This window comes from Rhizobium sp. WYJ-E13 (assembly GCF_018987265.1).
Taxonomy (GTDB): Bacteria; Pseudomonadota; Alphaproteobacteria; order Rhizobiales; family Rhizobiaceae; genus Rhizobium.
Genome location: NZ_CP076853.1, coordinates 3,731,168 through 3,751,102, shown reverse-complemented (window position 1 = coordinate 3,751,102; position 19,935 = coordinate 3,731,168). Strand labels below are relative to the sequence as shown.

Below are 19,935 nucleotides of genomic sequence, written 5' to 3'. Positions count from 1 at the left end.
TTTGGCGCGGCGAAACATTTGCGATTCGCGTGCCTACAGGCATTGGACGGGTTAGACACATGGCAAGAAGCACGTCTCCGGTAATGGACGGCCGTCCTGACCGGTTCTCCTTCTCGGCATTCATGCTGCGGCAGATCCAGGCCCTCATGGGCTTTGCGGTCTTCCTGCTCTTGGCGCTCGCGGTAGCGGCGCTTGCGACATGGAACGTCACCGATCCCAGCTATTCCTACGCTACCGGCAACCTGCCGACCAATGTACTCGGTTATAGCGGTGCTGCCTTTGCCGACGTCGCCATGCAGTTCCTGGGGCTCGCAAGCGTCGTCTCGATGCTGCCGATCGTTGCCTGGGCGCTGGCGCTGATTTCCGGCCGCCGAATCAGCCGCATTCCGGCACGTGCCGGTGCCTGGCTTGCCGGAACCATGCTGTCGTCCGCCGTCATCGGCTGCTTCCCGCCGCCGCTCACCTGGCCGATCCCGAACGGTATCGGCGGGGTCATCGGTGACATGATCCTGCGCTTTCCGGCGCTCTTTGTCGGCGCTTATCCGACCGGCGTTTTCGCCACGGCTGTCGGCTGCGTCTTTGCTATCCCAACTGCCTGGATGATGCTTTTTGCTGCCGGTATCGTCGGCCGCAGCGAGCTCGACGAGGAGGAAGACGAAGAAGAGGATTATGTCGATACGCGCAGTAAGGCGCGCGTTGTCGGCGAAGAGGATGAAGACGACGATGGGTCCCGCTGGATGGCCTTTAGCGGTGCCATGACACATGCCTGGTACATGAACCAGGCCCGTTTCCGCCGGCTTTTCGGCATGGGTCCGCGCAAGCGCCGCCAGAGCGATTTCGAATCGCCTTATGATTTCAACGACGATGAATTCGGTACGCTGAACGAGCCGGTGCGCGCCAAGCCCGCCGCGCGGGGCGAGCGGATGGATCCCTCCATGGAGGCGCGTGCCGCATCGAGCCGCCGCGTCGTCTCGGCGCCCTCCATTTCACTCGACGACGATGAGGACGAAGACGACGATTCGCCGTTTTATGCCGACATGCCGCCGCGTCCGGCCGATATCCTGCCCGACGATGATGACGATGACTGGATGATCCGCGCACCGGCGAAATCGTCCGCCAAGCCCGAGCCGCGCGTCATTCCCGCCTCGGCTCGCCCGAAGCCTGGCGCGCGCGTCGAACGCGAGGCGCAGGGTTCGTTCATCCGGCCGGAAGGTTTCCAGCTTCCCTCCATGCATCTGCTCGCCGAGCCCAAGAACGTCGTGCGCGATTCCACGCTTTCGGCCGATGCGCTGGAGCAGAATGCCCGCATGCTGGAAGGCGTGCTTGAGGATTTTGGCGTCAAGGGCGAGATCATCCATGTCCGCCCCGGCCCCGTCGTCACGCTCTACGAACTGGAGCCGGCGCCCGGCATCAAGTCGTCCCGCGTTATCGGCCTCGCCGACGATATTGCCCGCTCGATGAGCGCGATCGCCGCTCGTGTCGCAGTCGTCCCGGGCCGCAACGCAATTGGTATCGAACTGCCGAACCAGACGCGCGAAACCGTTTATCTGCGCGAGCTGATCGGGTCGCGCGACTTCGAAGGCTCCAAAGCGAAGCTCGCAATGGCGCTCGGTAAGACGATCGGCGGTGAAGCCGTCATCGCCGATCTTGCGAAGATGCCGCATCTGCTCGTTGCCGGTACGACCGGCTCGGGTAAGTCCGTCGCCATCAACACGATGATTCTGTCACTGCTCTACCGCATGACGCCGGAACAGTGCCGTCTCATTATGATTGACCCGAAGATGCTCGAACTCTCCGTCTATGACGGCATCCCGCATCTGCTCTCGCCCGTCGTCACCGATCCCAAGAAGGCCGTCATTGCGCTCAAGTGGACCGTCCGTGAGATGGAAGAGCGCTACAAGAAGATGTCGAAGATCGGTGTGCGCAATATCGATGGCTTCAACACGCGCGTCGAGCAGGCGCTGGCCAAGGGGGACACGATTTCGCGCACGGTGCAGACCGGTTTTGACCGGCAGACCGGCGAAGCGGTCTACGAGACCGAGGAATTCGATCTGCAGCCGATGCCCTATATCGTCGTCATCATCGACGAAATGGCCGACCTGATGATGGTCGCCGGCAAGGATATCGAAGGGGCCGTGCAGCGCCTTGCGCAGATGGCGCGTGCGGCCGGTATCCATGTCATCATGGCAACGCAGCGTCCGTCGGTCGACGTCATCACCGGTACAATCAAGGCGAACTTCCCGACCCGCATCTCCTTCCAGGTGACCTCGAAGATCGACAGCCGCACGATCCTTGGCGAGCAGGGGGCAGAACAACTGCTCGGCATGGGCGACATGCTCTATATGGCCGGCGGCGGCCGCATCCAGCGTGTCCATGGTCCTTTCGTGTCCGACGTCGAGGTCGAGGAGATCGTCTCCTATCTGAAGACGCAGGGCTCGCCGCAATATCTCGATGCCATCACTGCCGATGACGACGAGGATGGTGATTATGGCGGCGGTCCGGCCGGCACGGCAAATCTCGCCGATTCCGAAGACCCCTACGATCAGGCCGTCGCCATCGTGCTGCGTGACGGTAAGGCATCCACGTCCTATGTTCAGCGTAGACTCGGTATCGGTTATAATCGTGCTGCCTCGCTGATCGAGCGCATGGAGCAGGAGGGCATCATCGGCCCTGCCAACCATGCCGGCAAACGCGAGATTCTCGTGCCGACGGACGGGGATATTCTCGACCGCTGATACAGAATAATTTTGCTGCGCCGCCCATCCGGTGGAAACCTCGGGGCATGTAATCCGTTACCTTTCACCGGGCGATCGCGGCGCCTTGAAGACGCCGCCTTTCGGCGGCATGCAGATCGCATACAGGAGGTTCACATGACCAACTCCGTGCCCATCTTTTCCGGCCTGCCGGTAACCCGCCGTGACGTTTTTGGCGTCCTCGCCGTTGCTGCCGTTGCAACCGCCGTTCCGTTTCCCGCTCTAGCCCAGGTCGCCCAGGCGGCAGCACCCGCTGCCAACAGCGCCACGGCACAGGCGATTGCCGATCATTTCTCCGGCGTCGCCACCATGCAGGGCGAGTTCGTGCAGTTCGGCCCTCGTGGCGAACAGACCGGCGGCAAGTTCTTCATCGAGCGTCCCGGCAAGCTGCGCTTCAACTATGACGATCCGTCGCCGATGCGCGTCATTGCCGACGGCAGGAATGTCGCGATCGGCAACGTGAAACTGAAGACCTGGGATCTCTATCCGCTCTCCAAGACGCCGCTCAGCCTGCTGCTTGCGCCACGTATCGACCTTTCCGCCGGCATGGTGAAGGGCGTGAAACAAGAGTCCGATCTGACGACGATCTCGCTCGGCAACAATACGGTGTTCGGCAGCTCGACCATCACGATGATGTTCGACCCGAAGACTTATGATCTCCGCCAGTGGACGATCACTGACAACCAGGGCAAGGACACGTCGGTGATGATTTTCAACGTCAAGACCGGCGTTGCCTTCGACCAGCGCGTCTTCCGCGTGCCTTACGAGGATATCAAGGGCACCTCGGCAAACCGCGACTGATGCTTTTCGGTTGATCGCCGGCCGCTTTTGCCTGCGGCCGGTTTTCTCGCCGACGCCTTTGCTCTAAAGCCTTTTCAGAGGGATCTGAAAGGGCATGGCATGAGTTTTTCCATCACCACCTGGAACATCAATTCGGTGCGGCTGCGCATGCCGATCGTCGAGCAGCTTGTGCTGAAGCAACGGCCCGATATCATCTGCCTGCAGGAAACCAAGGTTCCGAACGACCTCTTCCCGTTGGCACCGCTACGCGCCATGGGCTACGAGCACATCATCATCCACGGCCAGAAGGGCTATCACGGAGTTGCCATCGCCTCCCGCGTGCCGCTGACCGAGGATCACCGGCAGGACTACTGCAATGTCGGCGACGCGCGCCACATCTCGGCGGTCTTCGAGCGCGGCAACCGGCGCATCCGCCTGCACAATTTCTATGTGCCCGCCGGCGGCGACGAGCCGGACCGCACGATCAATCCAAAATTCGGCCACAAGCTCGATTTCATCGAGGAGATGAAGAACTTGAAGGCCAGTGCCGAGCCGAATACGTCAGCGATTCTTGTCGGCGATCTCAATATCGCTCCGCTGGAGCACGATGTCTGGTCGCATAAGCAGCTTCTGAAGATCGTCAGCCATACGCCTGTCGAAACCGATGGGCTTATCGAGGTGATGAAGCGCGGCGGCTGGCACGATCTGATGCGCCAGCATGTGCCTGCTAATGAGAAGCTCTACACGTGGTGGAGCTACCGCGCGAAGGATTGGGAAGCTGCCGACAAGGGCCGGCGCCTCGACCATATCTGGTCCTCGCCCGACCTTGGTCCGCACCTGCAACGCATCGAGGTGCTCAAGGAAGCGCGCGGCTGGGACCGGCCGTCCGACCATGTGCCGGTGACCGTGCATCTCAATCTCTGACATGAGTCAGCTGAAACGGTGAAACTGGCTTGCGGCTTGCGCCGCAAGATCGGCAATACTGTCGCGGATACGGTTTTCCATGATGCGCGCGGCCGAGGGATATTCCTCGATCAGGCGATGGAACAGCGCCCGAGTGATGCGGATAATGCCGGTATCCTCGCGTGCGATCGCCGTGAACTTGCGTTCCACCAGCGTTATGAGTGCCAATTCCGAAATCAGTGCACCGGGGCCTGCGATCGCTTCGGTCCGTCCCATGCCATCGGATCCCGTCACGCTAAGCTCGAGGCTGCCGCTGGTGATCACATAGGCGCTTTCGGCGGGCGAGCCCTGACGGAACAGCATCTGCCCGGCGGCAATCACGCGACGGTCGGCACCGAAGGCAATTAGACGCAGCTGGTCTTCGTTCATGTCCTTGAAGAGCGGAAGCTGCGACAGCAGATGGATATCGTCAGAAAGAGACATGCTAAGGGATGATCTTGTAGCCGCCGTTTTCCGTCACGAGGATCTCGGCATTGGATGGGTCCCGCTCGATCTTCTGGCGCAGGCGGTAAACGTGGGTTTCCAGCGTGTGGGTGGTCACGCCGGAATTGTAGCCCCAGACTTCTTCCAGCAGCACGTCGCGGGTGACGACCTTCTGTTCGGCGCGGTAGAGATAGCGGATGATCGCCGCTTCCTTTTCCGTCAGGCGGATCTTCTGGCCGTTGTCGGTCGTCAGCAGCTTCTGGCTCGGTTTGAAGAGATAGGGGCCGACCGTGAAGGTAGCGTCTTCGCTCTGTTCGTGCTGGCGAAGCTGCACGCGGATGCGAGCCAGGAGCACGGCGAAACGGAAGGGCTTGGTGACATAGTCGTTGGCGCCGGCCTCAAGGCCGAGGATCGTGTCGGAATCCGTGTCGTGGCCGGTCAGCATGATGATCGGAGCCTTGAAGCCGCCCTTGCGCAGCAGCTTCACCGCCTCGCGGCCGTCCATATCGGGCAGGCCGACGTCCATGATGAGCAGATCGACTGGATTGGAGCGGGCAGCCTGGACGCCCTTGCCCGCGGTCGCTTCCTGGAGAACCGTGAATTCCTCATACAACGACAATTGCTCCGTCAGTGTCTGGCGAAGGTCGTCGTCGTCATCCACCAGAAGAATGGTGCGTGCGGTCATGCGGGTGCGTCCTTGCGTTGGTCAGATACTCCTACGCCAAATTCCACATTTGGCAAGGATCGGCGGTCTGACGTTGCCGCCTGGGGTTTGATATGGTTTCAATCGAAGCCCAAGGCAATTCAAGAACATGCGAGAAAAATGGAAAAAGCAAGGCGAGAGCGAAACAGGAGGCCCTCAACGCTCGTTGTGCGTGCCGCGCCGGGCAAACCGAGCAGGGCCATCGTCCGTTTCGGCCCGCTCATCTTGCCCGCCGCGATCGGTCGCAGCGGTCGTACGGTGATCAAGCGGGAAGGCGACGGGGCGACGCCGATTGCCGCCATGCGGCTGCTCTACGGTTTCCGGCGCGGCGAACGAAACGGCCGTCTCCCCACTACGCTGCCCATCAAGCACATCCGCTCCGACATGCTGTGGTGCGATCAGCCCGCCGATGCGAATTACAATAGGCTGGTCAGGGCGCCGTTTAAAGCGAGCCATGAAGAGATGAAGCGGAAGGACGGGCTTTACGATATCTGCCTGGTGCTCGACTGGAACGTGACCTCTCGGGCACGCAACCACGGCTCGGCGATCTTTTTCCATCTCATCCGGCCGGGATACGAGCCGACCGCCGGCTGCGTTGCGATCAGCGCCCGCGACATGTGCCGTATTCTTCCTCACCTCAGAAAGGGAACAATCGTCCGCGTTCTCTGATTGTATTGCAGGCTCTCTGACCTATATGGACTTTCGACCGGACGCGCGGGCTGCGATGCGTCCAGGGAAAACCGCTTCGCGGCTTCAATTCATGCCCCATTCAATTCGTGTCTTTGGCCATTCCTTCAAACTTCCGGAGATATATTGTGACTACTCAGCCCATTATGACTTTCCACGACGGACATTCCATTCCCCAGCTGGGTCTCGGCGTTTGGCAGACGCCGCAAGATATCGCGGCTCCGACCGTGCGCACCGCCATTGCCGCCGGCTATCGCCATATCGATACGGCCTCCGGCTATGACAATGAAGAGGGTGTCGGCGAAGGCATCCGTTCCTCCGGCGTCGACCGCAAGGACATCTTCGTCACCACGAAGCTGCGCAATACCGACCAGGGTTACGACAATGCGCTGCGTGCCTTCGAGGTCAGCCTGAAGAAGCTCGGCAGCGATTATATCGATCTCTATCTCATTCACTGGCCGTCGCCGCATCGCGGGCTTTATCGCGAAACCTGGAAGGCTTTCGTGCGCTTAAGGGAAGAAGGCCGCGTACGCTCCATCGGCGTGTCGAACTTCTATCCCGATCATCTCGATCATATCATCGGCGATACAGGCGTGGTTCCGGTCATCAACCAGATCGAGTTGCATCCGGACTTTCAGCAGAAGGCGGCGCAGGAAGCGCATAAGAAGCTGAATATCGTCACGGAATCCTGGAGCCCGCTCGGTCAGGGCCGCTTCATCTCCAATCCGGTCATCGGCCAGATTGCCGCCAAACATAGGAAGACGCCGGCGCAGATCATTATCCGCTGGCACATCGATACCGGCCTCGTCGTCATTCCGAAGTCGGTGACGCCCTCGCGTATCGAGGAGAACTTCAACGTCTTCGATTTCAAGCTTGACGGTGAAGACATGGCTGCGATCGCCAAGCTCGACAGCGCCGGCGCCCGCATGGGTCCGGATCCGTACACGGCGACGTTCTAAGCGCTGTCACCTCTGCAGCTGCTCAACTAAAAAGCCCGGCACGAAGCCGGGCTTTTATCATCTCGGATGTCCGAGAGAGATCAGTTCCACTCGCGGATATCGACGAAGTGGCCGGCAATCGCGGCTGCGGCGGCCATGGCGGGCGAGACGAGATGCGTGCGGCCCTTGAAGCCCTGGCGGCCTTCGAAGTTGCGGTTCGAGGTCGAGGCGCAACGCTCGCCCGGCTTCAGGCGGTCGTCGTTCATGGCGAGGCACATGGAGCAACCCGGCTCGCGCCAGTCGAAGCCCGCGGCCTTGAAGATCTTGTCGAGGCCCTCGGCTTCCGCCTGTTCCTTCACGAGGCCGGAGCCCGGAACGATCATGGCGTTGACGGAGGAGGCAACGGTCTTGCCCTCAACGACCTTTGCGGCGGCCCGCAGATCCTCGATGCGGCCATTGGTGCAGGAGCCGATGAAGACGCGATCGACAGCAATGTCGGTCATCTTCGTGCCCGGCTTCAGGCCCATATAGTCGAGCGCGCGCCACTTGGAGGCACGCTTCGTCTCGTCCTGGATCTCATCCGGGTTTGGTACGATGCCCTGAACGGAGACGACGTCTTCCGGCGAGGAACCCCAGGAGACGATCGGCGGCAGTTCGGCCGCGTTCAGGTTGACGATACGGTCGAAATGGGCACCTTCGTCGGACTTCAGCGTCTTCCAGTAGGCAATCGCCTGTTCCAGGGCTTCGCCCTTCGGCGCGCGCGGCTTGCCCTTGATATATTCGAAGGTGATGTCATCAGGGGCGATCAGGCCGGCGCGGGCGCCACCTTCGATCGACATGTTGCAAATCGTCATGCGGCCTTCCATCGACAGCGAGCGAATTGCTTCGCCGGCATATTCGATGACGTAGCCGGTGCCGCCCGCCGTGCCGATCTCGCCGATGATGGCAAGAACGATGTCCTTCGCAGTGACACCCGGCGGCAACTGGCCGTCGACCTGCACCAGCATGTTCTTCGCCTTCTTCTGGATCAGCGTCTGGGTCGCGAGAACGTGCTCGACTTCCGACGTGCCGATACCGTGGGCGAGCGAACCGAAGGCGCCGTGCGTGGAGGTGTGGCTATCGCCGCAAACGATTGTCATGCCTGGCAGGGTGAAGCCCTGTTCCGGTCCGATGATGTGGACGATGCCCTGGCGCTTGTCGTTCTCGGAATAATATTCGACGTTGAACTCGGCGGCGTTCTTGGCGAGCTGCTCGACCTGGATGCGGCTTTCCTCGTTCTTGATGCCGAGATGACGGTCAGCCGACGTTGGAACGTTATGGTCGACGACGGCAAGCGTCTTTTCGGGCGCGCGGACCTTGCGGCCGGACATGCGCAGGCCTTCGAAAGCCTGCGGCGAGGTGACTTCATGGACCAGGTGACGGTCGATGTAGAGAAGACAGGTGCCGTCTTCCTGTTCGTCGACCAGATGATCGGCCCAGATCTTGTCGTAAAGGGTACGCGGTGCGCTCATGGCTAATGTCCGTTTTGGCTGGAGCATGGAATTGGGGGTGTGGCGGACAGGCTCCGCCGGCCGTCATTCGATCAACGAAGTCGGCTGTTAAGCGCACCGGAAACGGACGCAAAGAAGCGTGCCGGCAGGCGATAATGGTCCTGCAGCACGAAAATATGCGCACCGATGCATCTGAACTTGGATTCCATGGGGCCGGATATAGCGATTTTTGATCGAAACGGCAATTCGAATCGTTGAGGGCCTAGCGCCGCGGCATCTGCTTCATCTTCTTCTCGATCCGCCGCAGGAAGAGCGACAGGCCGATCGTCAGGATCAGGTAGATATAGGTGACGATTGAATAGGTCTCGAAGAAGCGGAAGGAGCCGGAGGCATAGACCTTACCCATTTGCGTGATGTCGGCGACGCCGAGAACGGAGACGAGCGAGGAATCCTTCACCATCGAGACAAAGTCGTTGGAGAGCGGCGGAAAGATCACTCGGATTGCCTGCGGAAAAACGACGAGGCGGAAGCGACGGTAGCGTGAGAGGCCAAGCGACTTGGCCGCCTCGATCTGACCGATATCGACCGACTGAAAACCGGCGCGGAAAATTTCGGCGATGAAGGACGAATAGCCGATCATGAGCGCGAAGATGGCGCGCCACATCAGCGACAGGTCGCGCACCAGGATCGGCTCTGCAAGACCGGCCTTCACGAAGGGCGTGATCAAAAAATTGTAAGCGGCGACAACGCCAGGTGCGCCGACAAAGGCTATGTAGAACAGCAGGACGAGGATCGGAATGCCTCTGATAATCTCGATGTAGAAGCGGGCGATCTGGCGCAGCACCAGACTGTCTGAGAGGCCGAGCAGAGCGATGCCGAGACCGAACACCGTTGCCAGGAGGAAGGCGACGAGTGTCACGAACACAGTAACACCGATGCCGTTCGCGACAGTGCGGAAGACCTGAGTGTAAATGTCGTTGGCGATGATGACGACGGCGAGAATGATGCCGATCAGAACAAGGACGACCAGCCACCAGGGACGGTCGTCCTTCTCGTGTCGCGGGGATGGTGGTAGTGCCATCTGGGATCGCTCAGAGGATTATTGGCCCATCTTGTGGTCGAGGAACCACTTCTTGTTCAGCGCATCAAAGGTGCCGTCCGCCTTTAGGTCGGCAATGGCCGCGTTAACGGGAGCGACAAGGTCGGAACCTTTCGGGAAGATGAAGCCGAAGTCCTCGGTGCCGAGCGGTTCGCCGACGACCTTCAACCCGCCATTCGAGGAATCGACATAACCCTTTGCGGCGACGCTGTCTGTCAGAACGAGGTCGACGTCGCCGGTCTTCAGAGCTTGCACGGTTGCACCGAATGTTTCGAAGAGCTTGATGCGCGGGTTCTGCTCGTTACCGTCGAGAATTTCATAGACGGCTGTATAGAAGGGCGAAGTGCCGGGCTGGGCGCCGATCAGGCCGTCGTTGAAGGCTCCGAAGCTTTTGGCGTCGGTGAAGCGCTTCTCATCACCTCGCACCAGCATGAACTGCTGCGAACGCATGTAGGGATCGGAGAAGTCGATCTTCTGCTTGCGATCGTCCTTGATGGTGATGCCGGTCATGCCGATATTGTATTGTCCGTCGGACACGGCCTGGATCATCGCGTCCCAGCTCGTGTTCTGGTACTCGACCTTGAAGTTCAGCCGCTTGGCGATCTCGTTCATCGCGTCATATTCCCAGCCGATCGCCTTGCCAGACTTTGGGTCGACGAACTGCAGCGGCGGATAGGCATTTTCGGTCACCACGATGACGGTCTTGCCACCGAGATCCGGCAGGCCGGCGGCAAAGGCTGCGAGCGGCGAAAGCATAGCGGCCGTTAGACCGGCGAGAACAGTACGGCGAAAGAACATGGTGTGGCTCCCCAATATTTGAACGGCAGAATTGTCATGGAAGATACTGATATGGCAAGGCTGCAAGCGCTACGCACCGGCGCAAAAAAAGAAAAGGCGGCCCAAAGACCGCCTTTCCCATGCAATGATTTCGCTTTCGCGAGATGCTTATTCAGCCGAACCTTCAGCAGCGGCTGCAGCTTCTGCGGCGGCCTTTGCTTCAGCGGCTTCTGCTGCTGCCTTTTCGGCGGCGAGAGCCTGTGCGGCTGCAACCTTTTCAGCTTCGATACGTGCCTTTTCCTCGGCAAGGGCCTGACGCTCGGCATCGTTGAGCTTGCGGGCGCGGGTGCCGGTGTTCTCGACGATACGAGCCGACTTACCGCGACGATCGCGCAGATAGTAGAGCTTGGCGCGACGGACCTTACCGCGGCGAACGACTTCGACGCTTTCGATCATCGGGGAGTAAACCGGGAATACGCGCTCGACGCCTTCGCCGTAGGAGATCTTGCGGACTGTGAAGTTTTCCTGCAGACCACCGCCGGAGCGAGCGATGCAAACGCCTTCATAGGCCTGAACGCGGGTACGGTTGCCTTCCGTGACCTTCACGTTGACGCGGACGGTGTCGCCCGGAGAGAATTCAGGAAGGGTGCGCTTGGCTTCGATCTTGGCGGCCTGTTCGGCCTCAAGCTGCTGAATGATGTTCATCGTCTTAACCTTTGGTTCTTCTGAAACAGCCAGAGCGCTCACATTGTCCTTCGGTCGATGCCTCCGGAGTTTGCCTTTCCAGGCGGGAACGGATTCGCCATTCTTTGTTTGCTGGCAGACGGGGCTAGCCCCATTTCCGCGTGGGCCATTACACGAAAGACATCCGCTTGTCATCCCTTGGACGACAAATTTGTGAAATCAGCCGGTTTTTCCGGCCTTTTGCGCCGCAATCAGGTCCGGCCGCCGTTCCTTTGTCAGCGCAACCGCTTGTTCGTGTCGCCATTTCTCGATGGCACCGTGATTGCCCGATGTCAGGATTGCCGGAATCTCGCGGCCTTCCCATCCCTGCGGGCGGGTGTAGTGCGGATGTTCCAGAAGCCCGCCTTCGAAACTCTCGTGCAGGCCCGAGAGATCATTGCCCATCACGCCCGGCAGAATGCGCACGATCGCGTCGAGCACGATCAGCGCGGCCGGCTCCCCGCCTGACAGTACGTAATCGCCGATCGAAACTTCTTCGAGTTCGCGCGCCTCGATCACCCGCTGGTCGACGCCTTCGAAACGGCCGCAGACGATGATGACGCCATCACCGGTCGCCAGCCGGCGCACGCGCTCCTGTGTCAGCGGTTTGCCGCGCGGGCTCATCAGCAGACGTGGGCGGGTGTCATTTTCGGAGGCGCTGTCGATTGCCCGGGCGAGCACGTCGGGCTTCAGCACCATGCCGGCACCGCCGCCGGCAGGTGTGTCATCGACGGTGTGGTGCTTGTCGGTGGCAAAATCACGGATCTGAACGGCATCGAGCGACCATTGCCCGCGTTCGGCCGCCTTGCCGGCGAGAGAGAAGCCAAGGTGGCCCGGAAACATTTCCGGATAGAGTGTCAGCACGGTCGCCCGGAACGCCATGGCGCTTACTTCTTTTTCTTCGGCTTGTCGGGAGCAAGTCCCTTGAGATCGTCAGGATCGTCGATGAGGCCCGCTGCAAGCGGGTCGATGAGCAGCTTGCCGGCTTCGAGATCGATTTCCAGTACGGAGGCTTCCGAGAAAGGGATAAGGACAGGACGTTTGCCGGGGCCTTTGAGCTCCAGCAGATCGCCGGCGCCGAAATCGAAGACGCCGGTCACGGTGCCGTAGTTGATGCCCTTGTCGTCATAGGCTTCCAGCCCTTCCAGATCGGCGTAGAAGAACTCGTCGTCCTCCAGTTCCTCATCCGGCAGGCTGTCGCGTTCCATATAGAGTTCTAGGCCGTTCAGCGCCTCGGCAGCATTGCGGTCGTTGATGCCGCGGAAGCGGACCACGACCATGTTCTTCATCTCGCGCAATTCGAGAATTTCGAAAACGCGTCCATCCATGCTGTGCAGGTGGCCATAGTCGCCGAGCGCGGTCGGATCGGCCGTATATGCCTTTACACGCACCTCCCCGCGAATGCCCTGCGCGCCGCCGATGGTTGCCATCAGCACCGGGTTTTCAAGCTTGGTCATGGGTTCCTTCATTCGAACGCAGGCAAGAAGCTGAGATCACGCCTCTCATAAACGAAGTGGGCGGGAATGGAAACGAAAACGGGCGGCATGTTGTCATGCCGCCCGTTCAGATGAGTTCGAAACCGATTATTCGGCGGAAGCAGCAGCTTCAGCGGCGTCAGCAGCCTTCTGAGCCTTCTCGGCAGCGCGCTCCTGAGCCTTCTTGCCCGGCTTTGCCTTTACCGGGTTGTTGCGGGTTTCGCGCTTGGAGATGCCGGCTTCGTCGAGGAAGCGCAGGACGCGGTCGGTCGGCAGGGCGCCCTGGTCGAGCCAGTGCTTGATGCGCTCGCCGTTCAGCTGAACGCGCTTCTCATCGTCCTTGGAGAGCATCGGGTTCCAGGAACCGAGATTCTCAAGGAAGCGGCCGTCACGCGGGCTGCGGGCATCGGCGAGAACGACGTGGTAATACGGGCGCTTCTTGGAACCACCGCGTGCGAGACGAATTTTCAGTGCCATGTTCTTAACTCCTTAGGCTTTTCTTGAACCGCTTCGTTGAGCGGCATGGTTATCGGGCTGCGGCGCTCTGTTCAGCGTGGTCCGCAGCGATCTGCTCATGATGCCGGATGACTTCCTTGATGACGAAGTTCAGGAACTTCTCGGCGAAATCCGGGTCCAGATGCGCATCTTCGGCAAGCTGACGAAGACGGGCGATCTGGTATTCCTCGCGCGCCGGATCGGCCGGCGGCAACTTGTACCTGGCCTTCAGCACGCCGACTTCTTTGGTGCAGCGGAAGCGTTCGGCCAGAATGTGGACGAGCGCCGCATCGATATTGTCGATCGACTGGCGGTAGCTCGAAAGCTGGGCTTTGACGTCTGGATCAATCATGGGGCAGGCGATCCTTTCACTTCTTCTTGGGCAATCCGGGCAGACCCGGGAAGCCACCACCGAGGCCTGGCAGCTTTGCGCTGCCAAGACCCGGCAATCCGCCCGGCAAACCTCCGCCTAGACCGGGCATACCCCCACCCGGCTTTCCGAGACCCGCAGCTTCAGCCTGTTTTTGCAGTGCTTCCAGCTGTTTCGGGTCGATATTCGAGAGATCGGGCATGCCGCCCATGCCGCCGAGGCCCCCCAGCCCCATCTTGCCGGCGAGGCCGCCCATCATCTGCTTCATCATGCCGCCTTTGCCCTTGCCGCCCATCATCTTCATCATGTCCGCCATCTGGCGGTGCATCTTCAGAAGCTTGTTGATGTCAGCAGCATCGGTGCCGGAGCCGGCGGCAATGCGCTTCTTGCGCGAATGCTTGAGCATGTCGGGATTGGCGCGCTCGGCCTTGGTCATCGAGGAGATGATGGCGAGCTGGCGCTTGAAGAGGCGGTCATCGAGGCCGGCGGCGGCCATCTTGTCCTTCATGCCGCTCATGCCGGGCATCAGGCCCATGATGCCGCCCATGCCGCCCATCTTCTGCATCTGCTTCAGCTGGTCGGCGAGGTCATTCAGGTCGAACTTACCCTTGGCCATCTTGGCGGCCATGGCGGCCGCCTTTTCGGCGTCGATGTTTTCGGCCGCCTTTTCGACGAGCGAGATGATATCGCCCATGCCGAGAATGCGGTCGGCGATACGGCGGGGATGGAATTCTTCCAGCTCGCCCATTCGTTCGCCGACGCCGATCAGCTTGATCGGCTTGCCGGTGACGGCGCGCATGGAAAGGGCCGCGCCGCCGCGGCCGTCGCCGTCCATACGGGTCAGGACGAGGCCGGTGATGCCGACGCGCTCATCGAAGCTGCGGGCAAGATTCACGGCGTCCTGACCGGTCAGGCTGTCGGCGACCAGCAGGATTTCGTGCGGATTCGACTTCTTCTTGATGTCGGCCATTTCGACCATCAAGGGTTCGTCGATATGGGTGCGGCCGGCGGTGTCGAGGATGACGACGTCATGACCGCCGAGCTTGGCTGCCTGGACAGCGCGGGCAGCGATATCGGTCGGCGATTGGCCGGCGATAACAGGCAGCGTATCGATATTGGCCTGACCGCCAAGCTGGCGAAGCTGCTCCTGGGCGGCCGGACGGCGCGTGTCGAGCGATGCCATCAGCACCTTCTTCTTCTCGCGCGTCGTCAGCCGGTTTGCGATCTTCGCCGTGGTCGTCGTCTTGCCCGAGCCCTGCAGGCCGACCATCATGATGACGACAGGGGCGGCGGCATGAAGGTCGACGCCGACACCTTCGCCGCCGAGCATTTCGATCAGCTCGTCATGGACGATCTTGACGACCATCTGGCCGGGCTTGATCGACTTCAGGATCTCGGCGCCGACAGCCTTGTCGCGGACGCGGTCGGTGAACGAGCGGACGACTTCCAGCGAGACGTCGGCTTCTAGAAGCGCACGGCGAACCTCCCGCAGCGCTGCGGAAACATCACTTTCCGAAAGCGCGCCACGGCCTGTCAGTCCATTCAGGATGGAACCAAGACGGTCCTGGAGGTTCTCAAACATCGGCTCTTCCTTGCTACGTTTCGGGGAGTTTTTGGATGTTCCCGAACGTCGTGCTTTTCCTTGACGAAAACAAGACGCAAAGCCAAAAAGCACCCGAGGGCGCGACGCGCTGTCGGGTGTTGACCTCCGGAATCCAGTCCCGGTCGGCGGCTCGGAGTCTGTTACTCGTCGCGGATTTGGCGCGATAAACAGGAAAGTTGCGGGAAAGTCAAGGCGAATGCGTCTAGCGACGTCGTTGCGGACTTTTCTGAAGCCGAACGGCAGGAGTGGCGAGGGATAATCCATCATGCAGCCGGTCGCGACGACGGAAGTATATATCTATATATACTAACATATTCGCCTTAGAATTCGCTGATGTCTGGTAGAATATTTCGATCGGTGAGCCGAATTCGCCCTAAAAGCCAGTTGCAAAATATTCCGCTTCTGATTCTACTTTCTACTTAAGTAAATTCTGTAAAATGATTCGTGAATATCCTTGATGCCGAATGAATCGGCGGAGATATCAAATGATAAACCCGGATATAGAAAGCTGGGCGTTGGCTCGCGCCCATAATATAGTTCTGAAAGAAGGCCTGAATCTGGCGAAGGCGGCACAGGACCTGGATCGCAAACGGTCTCGCTTGTTGGTCTATGAGCTCAGAAAGGTTATCACCGCTGCTATCGTTGAAGCCCACACGGCGTCCCTCAATTCCGATGGCGTGGCGCGTTAGATCCAGATTTTGTCTGGTTTTCATAGGTTGACTGTGCCGTATCCATTCTGATTCCGAACGGGCTTTGCCTTTGCGCGTAAGAAAAAGGACGAACCTCGCTTGGCGCTCACCCACTGGTAATCCCTGAGCATTTCCGCCATATACAGCCGAAACGCAGCGGACATAATCAGATGAGCAACACGGTCGAATTCGCGAAGATGAACGGGCTTGGCAACAAGATCCTGGTCGTTGACATGCGCGGGCGGAGCGACAAGGTGACGCCACAGGCTGCCATCGCGCTCAATGCCGATGCCGAGACGCAGTTCGACCAGATCATGGCGATTCATGATCCAAAGGCGCAAGGCACTGATGCCTATATCGACATCCTGAATTCCGACGGATCCAAGGCGCAGGCCTGCGGCAACGGAACTCGCTGTGTCGTGCAGGCGTTAGCCGCCGAAACCGGCAAGAAGGCTTTCACCTTCCAGACCGTTGCCGGCATCTTGAATGCCTTCGAACACGATGACGGCACGATATCCGTTGACATGGGGCTGCCGGTCTTCGACTGGAACCGGATCCCACTCGCGGAAGAATTCCACGATACGAGCCGTATCGAACTGCAGATAGGGCCGATCGACAATCCCGTCCTGCATTCGCCCTCGGCCATGTCCATGGGCAATCCGCATGCGATCTTCTGGGTCGACCGCGATCCGATGAGCTTCGATCTCGAACGCTTCGGGCCGCTGCTCGAAAACCATCCGATCTTCCCGGAGAAGGCCAATATCACGCTGGCGCAGGTCATTTCGGACTCGGCGCTGCGGACGCGCACCTGGGAGCGCGGAGCAGGCCTGACGCTCGCCTGCGGTTCGGCCGCCTGCGCCTCCGCCGTCAGTGCTGCTCGCACTGGCCGTACCGGCCGCAAGGTGACGATCGATGTCGCCTCCAGCCCGATCCGCCAGCCGCTGAGGATCGACTGGCGAGGGGACGATCACGTGGTCATGACCGGTCCTGCCGAATGGGAATGGTCCGGCACGCTCGATCCATCGACCGGCACATGGTCGCGTGATGCCGAACGCGGAGCGGAAGCGCGGTGAGCGGCGTCGAGGTCATCACCTTCGGCTGTCGTCTCAATACTTATGAATCCGAAGTGATGAGATCGCAGGCAGAAGCAGCCGGGCTCAACAATGCCATCCTGGTCAATACCTGTGCCGTGACCGGCGAGGCCGTGCGTCAGGCCCGCCAGGCGATCCGCCGTGCGCGTCGCGACAATCCGCATGCCCGCATCATCGTCACCGGCTGTGCGGCGCAGACGGAAAAGCAGGCCTTTGCCGAAATGGCCGAGGTCGATGCGGTGCTCGGCAATGAAGAGAAGCTGAGGGCTGCGTCTTATCGCGGGCTTCCGGATTTCGGCGTTTCGGCGGAAGAGAAGCTGCGTGTCAACGACATCATGAGTGTGCGCCACACCGCGCCGCAGATGGTCAGGCATATCGACGGCCATGTGCGCGCCTTCATCCAGGTGCAGAACGGCTGTGACCATCGCTGCACTTTCTGCATCATTCCCTATGGCCGCGGCAATTCGCGTTCCGTGCCGATGGGGGCGGTGGTCGATCAGGCGCGCAACCTCGTCGAAAGCGGCTATCGCGAAATCGTGCTGACCGGTGTCGACGCCACGAGTTATGGCGACGATCTTCCCGGTCAGCCGACGCTCGGGCTGCTGGCAAAAACGCTGCTGAAGCAGGTGCCGGAGATCTGTCGCCTGCGGCTGTCTTCCATCGACAGCATCGAGGCCGATCGCCATCTCATGGATCTGATCGCCGACGAGCAGCGCTTCATGCCGCATCTGCACCTATCGCTGCAACATGGCGACGACATGATCCTGAAGCGCATGAAACGCCGGCATCTGCGGGCTGACGCCCTGCGCTTCATCGAAGACGTGCGTCGGCTGCGGCCGGAGATGAGTTTTGGTGCGGACATGATCGCCGGTTTCCCGACAGAGACCGAAGAGATGTTCGAAAATGCGGTGCGGCTGGCGGAAGAGGCCGACATCGCGCATCTGCACGTCTTCCCCTACAGCCCGCGTCCCGGCACGCCCGCTGCGCGTATGCCACAACTCGACCGTTCTCTCATCAAGGATCGCGCCGCCCGCCTGCGCGCCACTGGACAGACGCTGCACCGGCGCCATCTGGACAAGATGGTCGGAACGCGGCAATGGCTGCTGGTGGAAAATAGCGGTCTTGCCCACACGGAAAACTTCACGCTTGTCGGAGTGCCCGGTCTTCGTCCACGCGATCTCGTCGAAGCGACGATCACTGGCCACAATGGCAAGCATCTCGACATGCAATTGACGGCTGCCGCGGCGGCCTGACTTCACGGACAGCTTCATGGCACTTAGTTTCATCAAAAAGGTCTTCACCTTCGGCAAGCCGGCTGAAGAGCTAGTGCCGGAAGCCGTGGAGAAGGAACTGGAGCCGCGCTCGCGCGACGAAGATCTGCCGGTTGCTGCTGATCCGGTTCTTGCCGAAGAAATGGATACGGCCGGCGGGCCGGCGGCGGATATCGTGGAAGCTCTCGCGGAGCAACAACGGTCCGAATTCCTCCCTACTGCTGATGGTCTGGGCGACATGGGCGTTGTCCCTCTGTCGCTGCTGGAAGCCGAGGCAGAAGCGAATGCAGACGACGCTGCGGCAGCACCCCCCTCTGTCCCTTTGGAACATCTCCCCCACGAGGAGGGAGATCGTTTGGAGGATGACGCTGCTGTGAGAGAGGAAGGCAGGGTCGAGCCAACCGAGACATTTCCAGAAGAGATTCCGACTCACGACGCCCAGGAAATTCCAGCTGAGGTACTGCAGGATTCTCAATCCTTGCCAATCTCGCCCTTTGCGGGGGAGACGTCCGGCAGGACAGAGGGGGGCGTCACCCCCGCCGAATCGGCGCCGAATCACATCCTTCCCAGAGGCTTTGCCATCGGACCGGAAGCCGAACCCGAACCTGTGGCCGCGCCGCAGCCGAGGCTTTCCTGGTTCCAGCGCCTGCGCAATGGTCTCGCGCGCACCTCTTCTCAGCTTACCGGCCAGATCGCCGCGCTTTTCACCAAGCGCAAGCTCGACGATGATACGCTGCAGGATCTCGAGGACCTGCTGATCCAGGCCGACCTCGGCGTCGAGACGGCGATGCGGGTGACCGATACGCTGGCTTCGGAGCGTTACGGCAAGGATGTGACCGGCGAGGATGTCAGCCGCATCATGGCGAGTGAAATCGCCAAGGTATTGAAGCCGGTTGCCAAGCCGCTGCAACTCGATCTCTCCCACAAGCCGCATGTCATCCTCGTCGTCGGTGTCAATGGCACCGGCAAGACGACAACGATCGGCAAGCTGGCAGCCAAGCTTTCCGGCGCCGGCCTCAAGGTGATGGTGGCGGCCGGCGATACGTTCCGCGCTGCCGCCATCGAGCAGTTGAAGATCTGGGCCGATCGCACCAAATCCGAATTCATCGGCACCAAGCTTGGCGCGGATGCTGCGGGCCTTGCCTATGACGCCTTCGAACAGGCAAAAGCCAGGAAATGCGATGTGCTGATCATCGATACGGCGGGCCGTCTGCAGAACAAGGCAGAGCTGATGGCCGAGCTGGAAAAGATCGTGCGCGTGCTCGGCAAGCTCGATCCCGATGCGCCGCATACCGTGCTCCAGACACTCGATGCGACAACCGGACAGAATGCGCTCAATCAGGTTGAGATCTTCCGGAATGTCGCCGGTGTCAGCGGGCTGATCATGACCAAGCTTGACGGCACGGCGCGCGGCGGCATCCTGGTGGCCATCTCCGCCAAGCATAAGCTGCCGGTCTATTTCATCGGCGTAGGGGAAGGGGTCGACGATCTCGAACCGTTCGAGGCAGAGGATTTTGCGCAGGCCATTGCCGGTATCGGCCAATGATGCCACAGATTAGCCGTCGATGGCTTGCATGCATTGCAAAAAAGCAGGTTTAGAGAAGC

At 60.4% G+C, this 19,935-nt stretch carries 20 protein-coding genes; 9 read left to right on the top strand and 11 right to left on the bottom strand.

All coding sequences use genetic code 11. The annotated features are described in order from the left end of the window. The first annotated feature begins 59 nt into the window (after window positions 1-59). The 3 genes from KQ933_RS18685 (at window position 60) to KQ933_RS18675 (ending at window position 4,457) form a co-directional block, all read left to right on the top strand. Window positions 60-2,735, top strand: a complete 2,676-nt coding sequence (locus KQ933_RS18685) for a DNA translocase FtsK (protein ID WP_216756242.1) — start codon at window positions 60-62, stop codon at window positions 2,733-2,735. A 135-nt stretch (window positions 2,736-2,870) separates the two neighbouring features. Next, window positions 2,871-3,554 (top strand): outer membrane lipoprotein carrier protein LolA, encoded by a 684-nt coding sequence (locus tag KQ933_RS18680; protein ID WP_216756241.1) that lies wholly within the window; start codon window positions 2,871-2,873, stop codon window positions 3,552-3,554. 99 nt (window positions 3,555-3,653) lie between these two features. Then, window positions 3,654-4,457, top strand: coding sequence for an exodeoxyribonuclease III (locus KQ933_RS18675; RefSeq protein WP_216756240.1), 804 nt, complete (start codon window positions 3,654-3,656; stop codon window positions 4,455-4,457). A gap of 6 nt (window positions 4,458-4,463) precedes the next feature. On the opposite strand, the gene KQ933_RS18670 is transcribed toward KQ933_RS18675, so the two are convergent. Both KQ933_RS18670 and KQ933_RS18665 read right to left on the bottom strand, forming a co-directional pair. Beyond that, on the bottom strand, window positions 4,464-4,919 hold the full coding sequence (locus tag KQ933_RS18670; RefSeq protein WP_216756239.1) for a cyclic nucleotide-binding domain-containing protein: 456 nt from the start codon (window positions 4,917-4,919) through the stop codon (window positions 4,464-4,466). Between the two features lies 1 nt (window position 4,920). Beyond that, window positions 4,921-5,604: a response regulator transcription factor gene (locus tag KQ933_RS18665; protein WP_112564470.1), complete on the bottom strand. Its 684-nt coding sequence runs from the start codon at window positions 5,602-5,604 to the stop codon at window positions 4,921-4,923. Between the two features lie 138 nt (window positions 5,605-5,742). On the opposite strand from KQ933_RS18665, the gene KQ933_RS18660 reads away from it, so the two are divergent. Next, window positions 5,743-6,291, top strand: a complete 549-nt coding sequence (locus KQ933_RS18660; RefSeq protein ID WP_216756238.1) for a L,D-transpeptidase — start codon at window positions 5,743-5,745, stop codon at window positions 6,289-6,291. Window positions 6,292-6,437: 146 nt separating this feature from the next. After that, window positions 6,438-7,268: an aldo/keto reductase gene (locus tag KQ933_RS18655; protein WP_216756237.1), complete on the top strand. Its 831-nt coding sequence runs from the start codon at window positions 6,438-6,440 to the stop codon at window positions 7,266-7,268. 80 nt (window positions 7,269-7,348) lie between these two features. Here the strand turns inward: KQ933_RS18655 and leuC are convergent, their stop codons facing one another. From leuC to ffh, 9 genes are all read right to left on the bottom strand, one after another. Then, complete coding sequence (gene leuC / locus KQ933_RS18650) at window positions 7,349-8,758, bottom strand: 3-isopropylmalate dehydratase large subunit (protein ID WP_216756236.1); 1,410 nt, start codon at window positions 8,756-8,758, stop codon at window positions 7,349-7,351. Between the two features lie 241 nt (window positions 8,759-8,999). Further along, window positions 9,000-9,818 carry an amino acid ABC transporter permease gene (locus tag KQ933_RS18645; RefSeq protein WP_216756235.1) on the bottom strand — a complete coding sequence of 273 codons (819 nt, stop codon included), beginning with the start codon at window positions 9,816-9,818 and terminating at the stop codon, window positions 9,000-9,002. An 18-nt stretch (window positions 9,819-9,836) separates the two neighbouring features. Beyond that, a complete protein-coding gene (locus KQ933_RS18640; protein ID WP_216756234.1) occupies window positions 9,837-10,634 on the bottom strand; it encodes a basic amino acid ABC transporter substrate-binding protein in 798 nt (265 codons plus the stop codon). A 147-nt stretch (window positions 10,635-10,781) separates the two neighbouring features. Then, window positions 10,782-11,318 (bottom strand): 50S ribosomal protein L19, encoded by a 537-nt coding sequence (gene rplS, locus KQ933_RS18635; protein WP_037070794.1) that lies wholly within the window; start codon window positions 11,316-11,318, stop codon window positions 10,782-10,784. A 198-nt stretch (window positions 11,319-11,516) separates the two neighbouring features. Then, complete coding sequence (gene trmD / locus KQ933_RS18630) at window positions 11,517-12,218, bottom strand: tRNA (guanosine(37)-N1)-methyltransferase TrmD (protein ID WP_216756233.1); 702 nt, start codon at window positions 12,216-12,218, stop codon at window positions 11,517-11,519. A 5-nt stretch (window positions 12,219-12,223) separates the two neighbouring features. Beyond that, entirely contained in the window at window positions 12,224-12,793 is a 570-nt protein-coding gene (rimM, locus tag KQ933_RS18625) for a ribosome maturation factor RimM (RefSeq protein WP_216756232.1), read from the bottom strand. A 126-nt stretch (window positions 12,794-12,919) separates the two neighbouring features. Next, a complete protein-coding gene (gene rpsP / locus KQ933_RS18620; RefSeq protein WP_216756231.1) occupies window positions 12,920-13,288 on the bottom strand; it encodes a 30S ribosomal protein S16 in 369 nt (122 codons plus the stop codon). A gap of 49 nt (window positions 13,289-13,337) precedes the next feature. Continuing rightward, window positions 13,338-13,658, bottom strand: a complete 321-nt coding sequence (locus KQ933_RS18615; RefSeq protein WP_216756230.1) for a chorismate mutase — start codon at window positions 13,656-13,658, stop codon at window positions 13,338-13,340. 16 nt (window positions 13,659-13,674) lie between these two features. Further along, a complete protein-coding gene (gene ffh, locus KQ933_RS18610) occupies window positions 13,675-15,258 on the bottom strand; it encodes a signal recognition particle protein (RefSeq protein ID WP_216756229.1) in 1,584 nt (527 codons plus the stop codon). A 485-nt stretch (window positions 15,259-15,743) separates the two neighbouring features. On the opposite strand from ffh, the gene KQ933_RS18605 reads away from it, so the two are divergent. From KQ933_RS18605 to ftsY, 4 genes are all read left to right on the top strand, one after another. Then, window positions 15,744-15,968, top strand: coding sequence for a hypothetical protein (locus KQ933_RS18605; RefSeq protein ID WP_216756228.1), 225 nt, complete (start codon window positions 15,744-15,746; stop codon window positions 15,966-15,968). Window positions 15,969-16,138: 170 nt separating this feature from the next. Next, a complete protein-coding gene (gene dapF, locus KQ933_RS18600) occupies window positions 16,139-17,041 on the top strand; it encodes a diaminopimelate epimerase (protein ID WP_216756227.1) in 903 nt (300 codons plus the stop codon). Next, window positions 17,038-18,312, top strand: coding sequence for a tRNA (N(6)-L-threonylcarbamoyladenosine(37)-C(2))-methylthiotransferase MtaB (mtaB, locus tag KQ933_RS18595; protein WP_216756226.1), 1,275 nt, complete (start codon window positions 17,038-17,040; stop codon window positions 18,310-18,312). The genes dapF and mtaB overlap by 4 nt, the downstream gene beginning before the upstream one ends. A 16-nt stretch (window positions 18,313-18,328) precedes the next feature. Then, window positions 18,329-19,876 (top strand): signal recognition particle-docking protein FtsY, encoded by a 1,548-nt coding sequence (gene ftsY / locus KQ933_RS18590; RefSeq protein WP_216756225.1) that lies wholly within the window; start codon window positions 18,329-18,331, stop codon window positions 19,874-19,876. Window positions 19,877-19,935: the final 59 nt, after the last annotated feature.

Excerpts from the sequence above, each read along its gene's own strand:
- rimM (WP_216756232.1), bottom strand. The coding sequence starts at position 12,793 with ATGACCAAGCTTGAAAACCCGGTGCTGATGGCAACCATCGGCGGCGCG.
- KQ933_RS18675 (WP_216756240.1), top strand. The coding sequence starts at position 3,654 with ATGAGTTTTTCCATCACCACCTGGAACATCAATTCGGTGCGGCTGCGC.
- dapF (WP_216756227.1), top strand. The coding sequence starts at position 16,139 with ATGAGCAACACGGTCGAATTCGCGAAGATGAACGGGCTTGGCAACAAG.
- ffh (WP_216756229.1), bottom strand. The coding sequence starts at position 15,258 with ATGTTTGAGAACCTCCAGGACCGTCTTGGTTCCATCCTGAATGGACTG.
- rpsP (WP_216756231.1), bottom strand. The coding sequence starts at position 13,288 with ATGGCACTGAAAATTCGTCTCGCACGCGGTGGTTCCAAGAAGCGCCCG.
- KQ933_RS18665 (WP_112564470.1), bottom strand. The coding sequence starts at position 5,604 with ATGACCGCACGCACCATTCTTCTGGTGGATGACGACGACGACCTTCGC.
- rplS (WP_037070794.1), bottom strand. The coding sequence starts at position 11,318 with ATGAACATCATTCAGCAGCTTGAGGCCGAACAGGCCGCCAAGATCGAA.
- KQ933_RS18615 (WP_216756230.1), bottom strand. The coding sequence starts at position 13,658 with ATGATTGATCCAGACGTCAAAGCCCAGCTTTCGAGCTACCGCCAGTCG.
- leuC (WP_216756236.1), bottom strand. The coding sequence starts at position 8,758 with ATGAGCGCACCGCGTACCCTTTACGACAAGATCTGGGCCGATCATCTG.
- KQ933_RS18670 (WP_216756239.1), bottom strand. The coding sequence starts at position 4,919 with ATGTCTCTTTCTGACGATATCCATCTGCTGTCGCAGCTTCCGCTCTTC.
- KQ933_RS18680 (WP_216756241.1), top strand. The coding sequence starts at position 2,871 with ATGACCAACTCCGTGCCCATCTTTTCCGGCCTGCCGGTAACCCGCCGT.
- KQ933_RS18640 (WP_216756234.1), bottom strand. The coding sequence starts at position 10,634 with ATGTTCTTTCGCCGTACTGTTCTCGCCGGTCTAACGGCCGCTATGCTT.
- ftsY (WP_216756225.1), top strand. The coding sequence starts at position 18,329 with ATGGCACTTAGTTTCATCAAAAAGGTCTTCACCTTCGGCAAGCCGGCT.
- trmD (WP_216756233.1), bottom strand. The coding sequence starts at position 12,218 with ATGGCGTTCCGGGCGACCGTGCTGACACTCTATCCGGAAATGTTTCCG.
- KQ933_RS18645 (WP_216756235.1), bottom strand. The coding sequence starts at position 9,818 with ATGGCACTACCACCATCCCCGCGACACGAGAAGGACGACCGTCCCTGG.
- KQ933_RS18660 (WP_216756238.1), top strand. The coding sequence starts at position 5,743 with ATGGAAAAAGCAAGGCGAGAGCGAAACAGGAGGCCCTCAACGCTCGTT.
- KQ933_RS18605 (WP_216756228.1), top strand. The coding sequence starts at position 15,744 with ATGAATCGGCGGAGATATCAAATGATAAACCCGGATATAGAAAGCTGG.
- KQ933_RS18685 (WP_216756242.1), top strand. The coding sequence starts at position 60 with ATGGCAAGAAGCACGTCTCCGGTAATGGACGGCCGTCCTGACCGGTTC.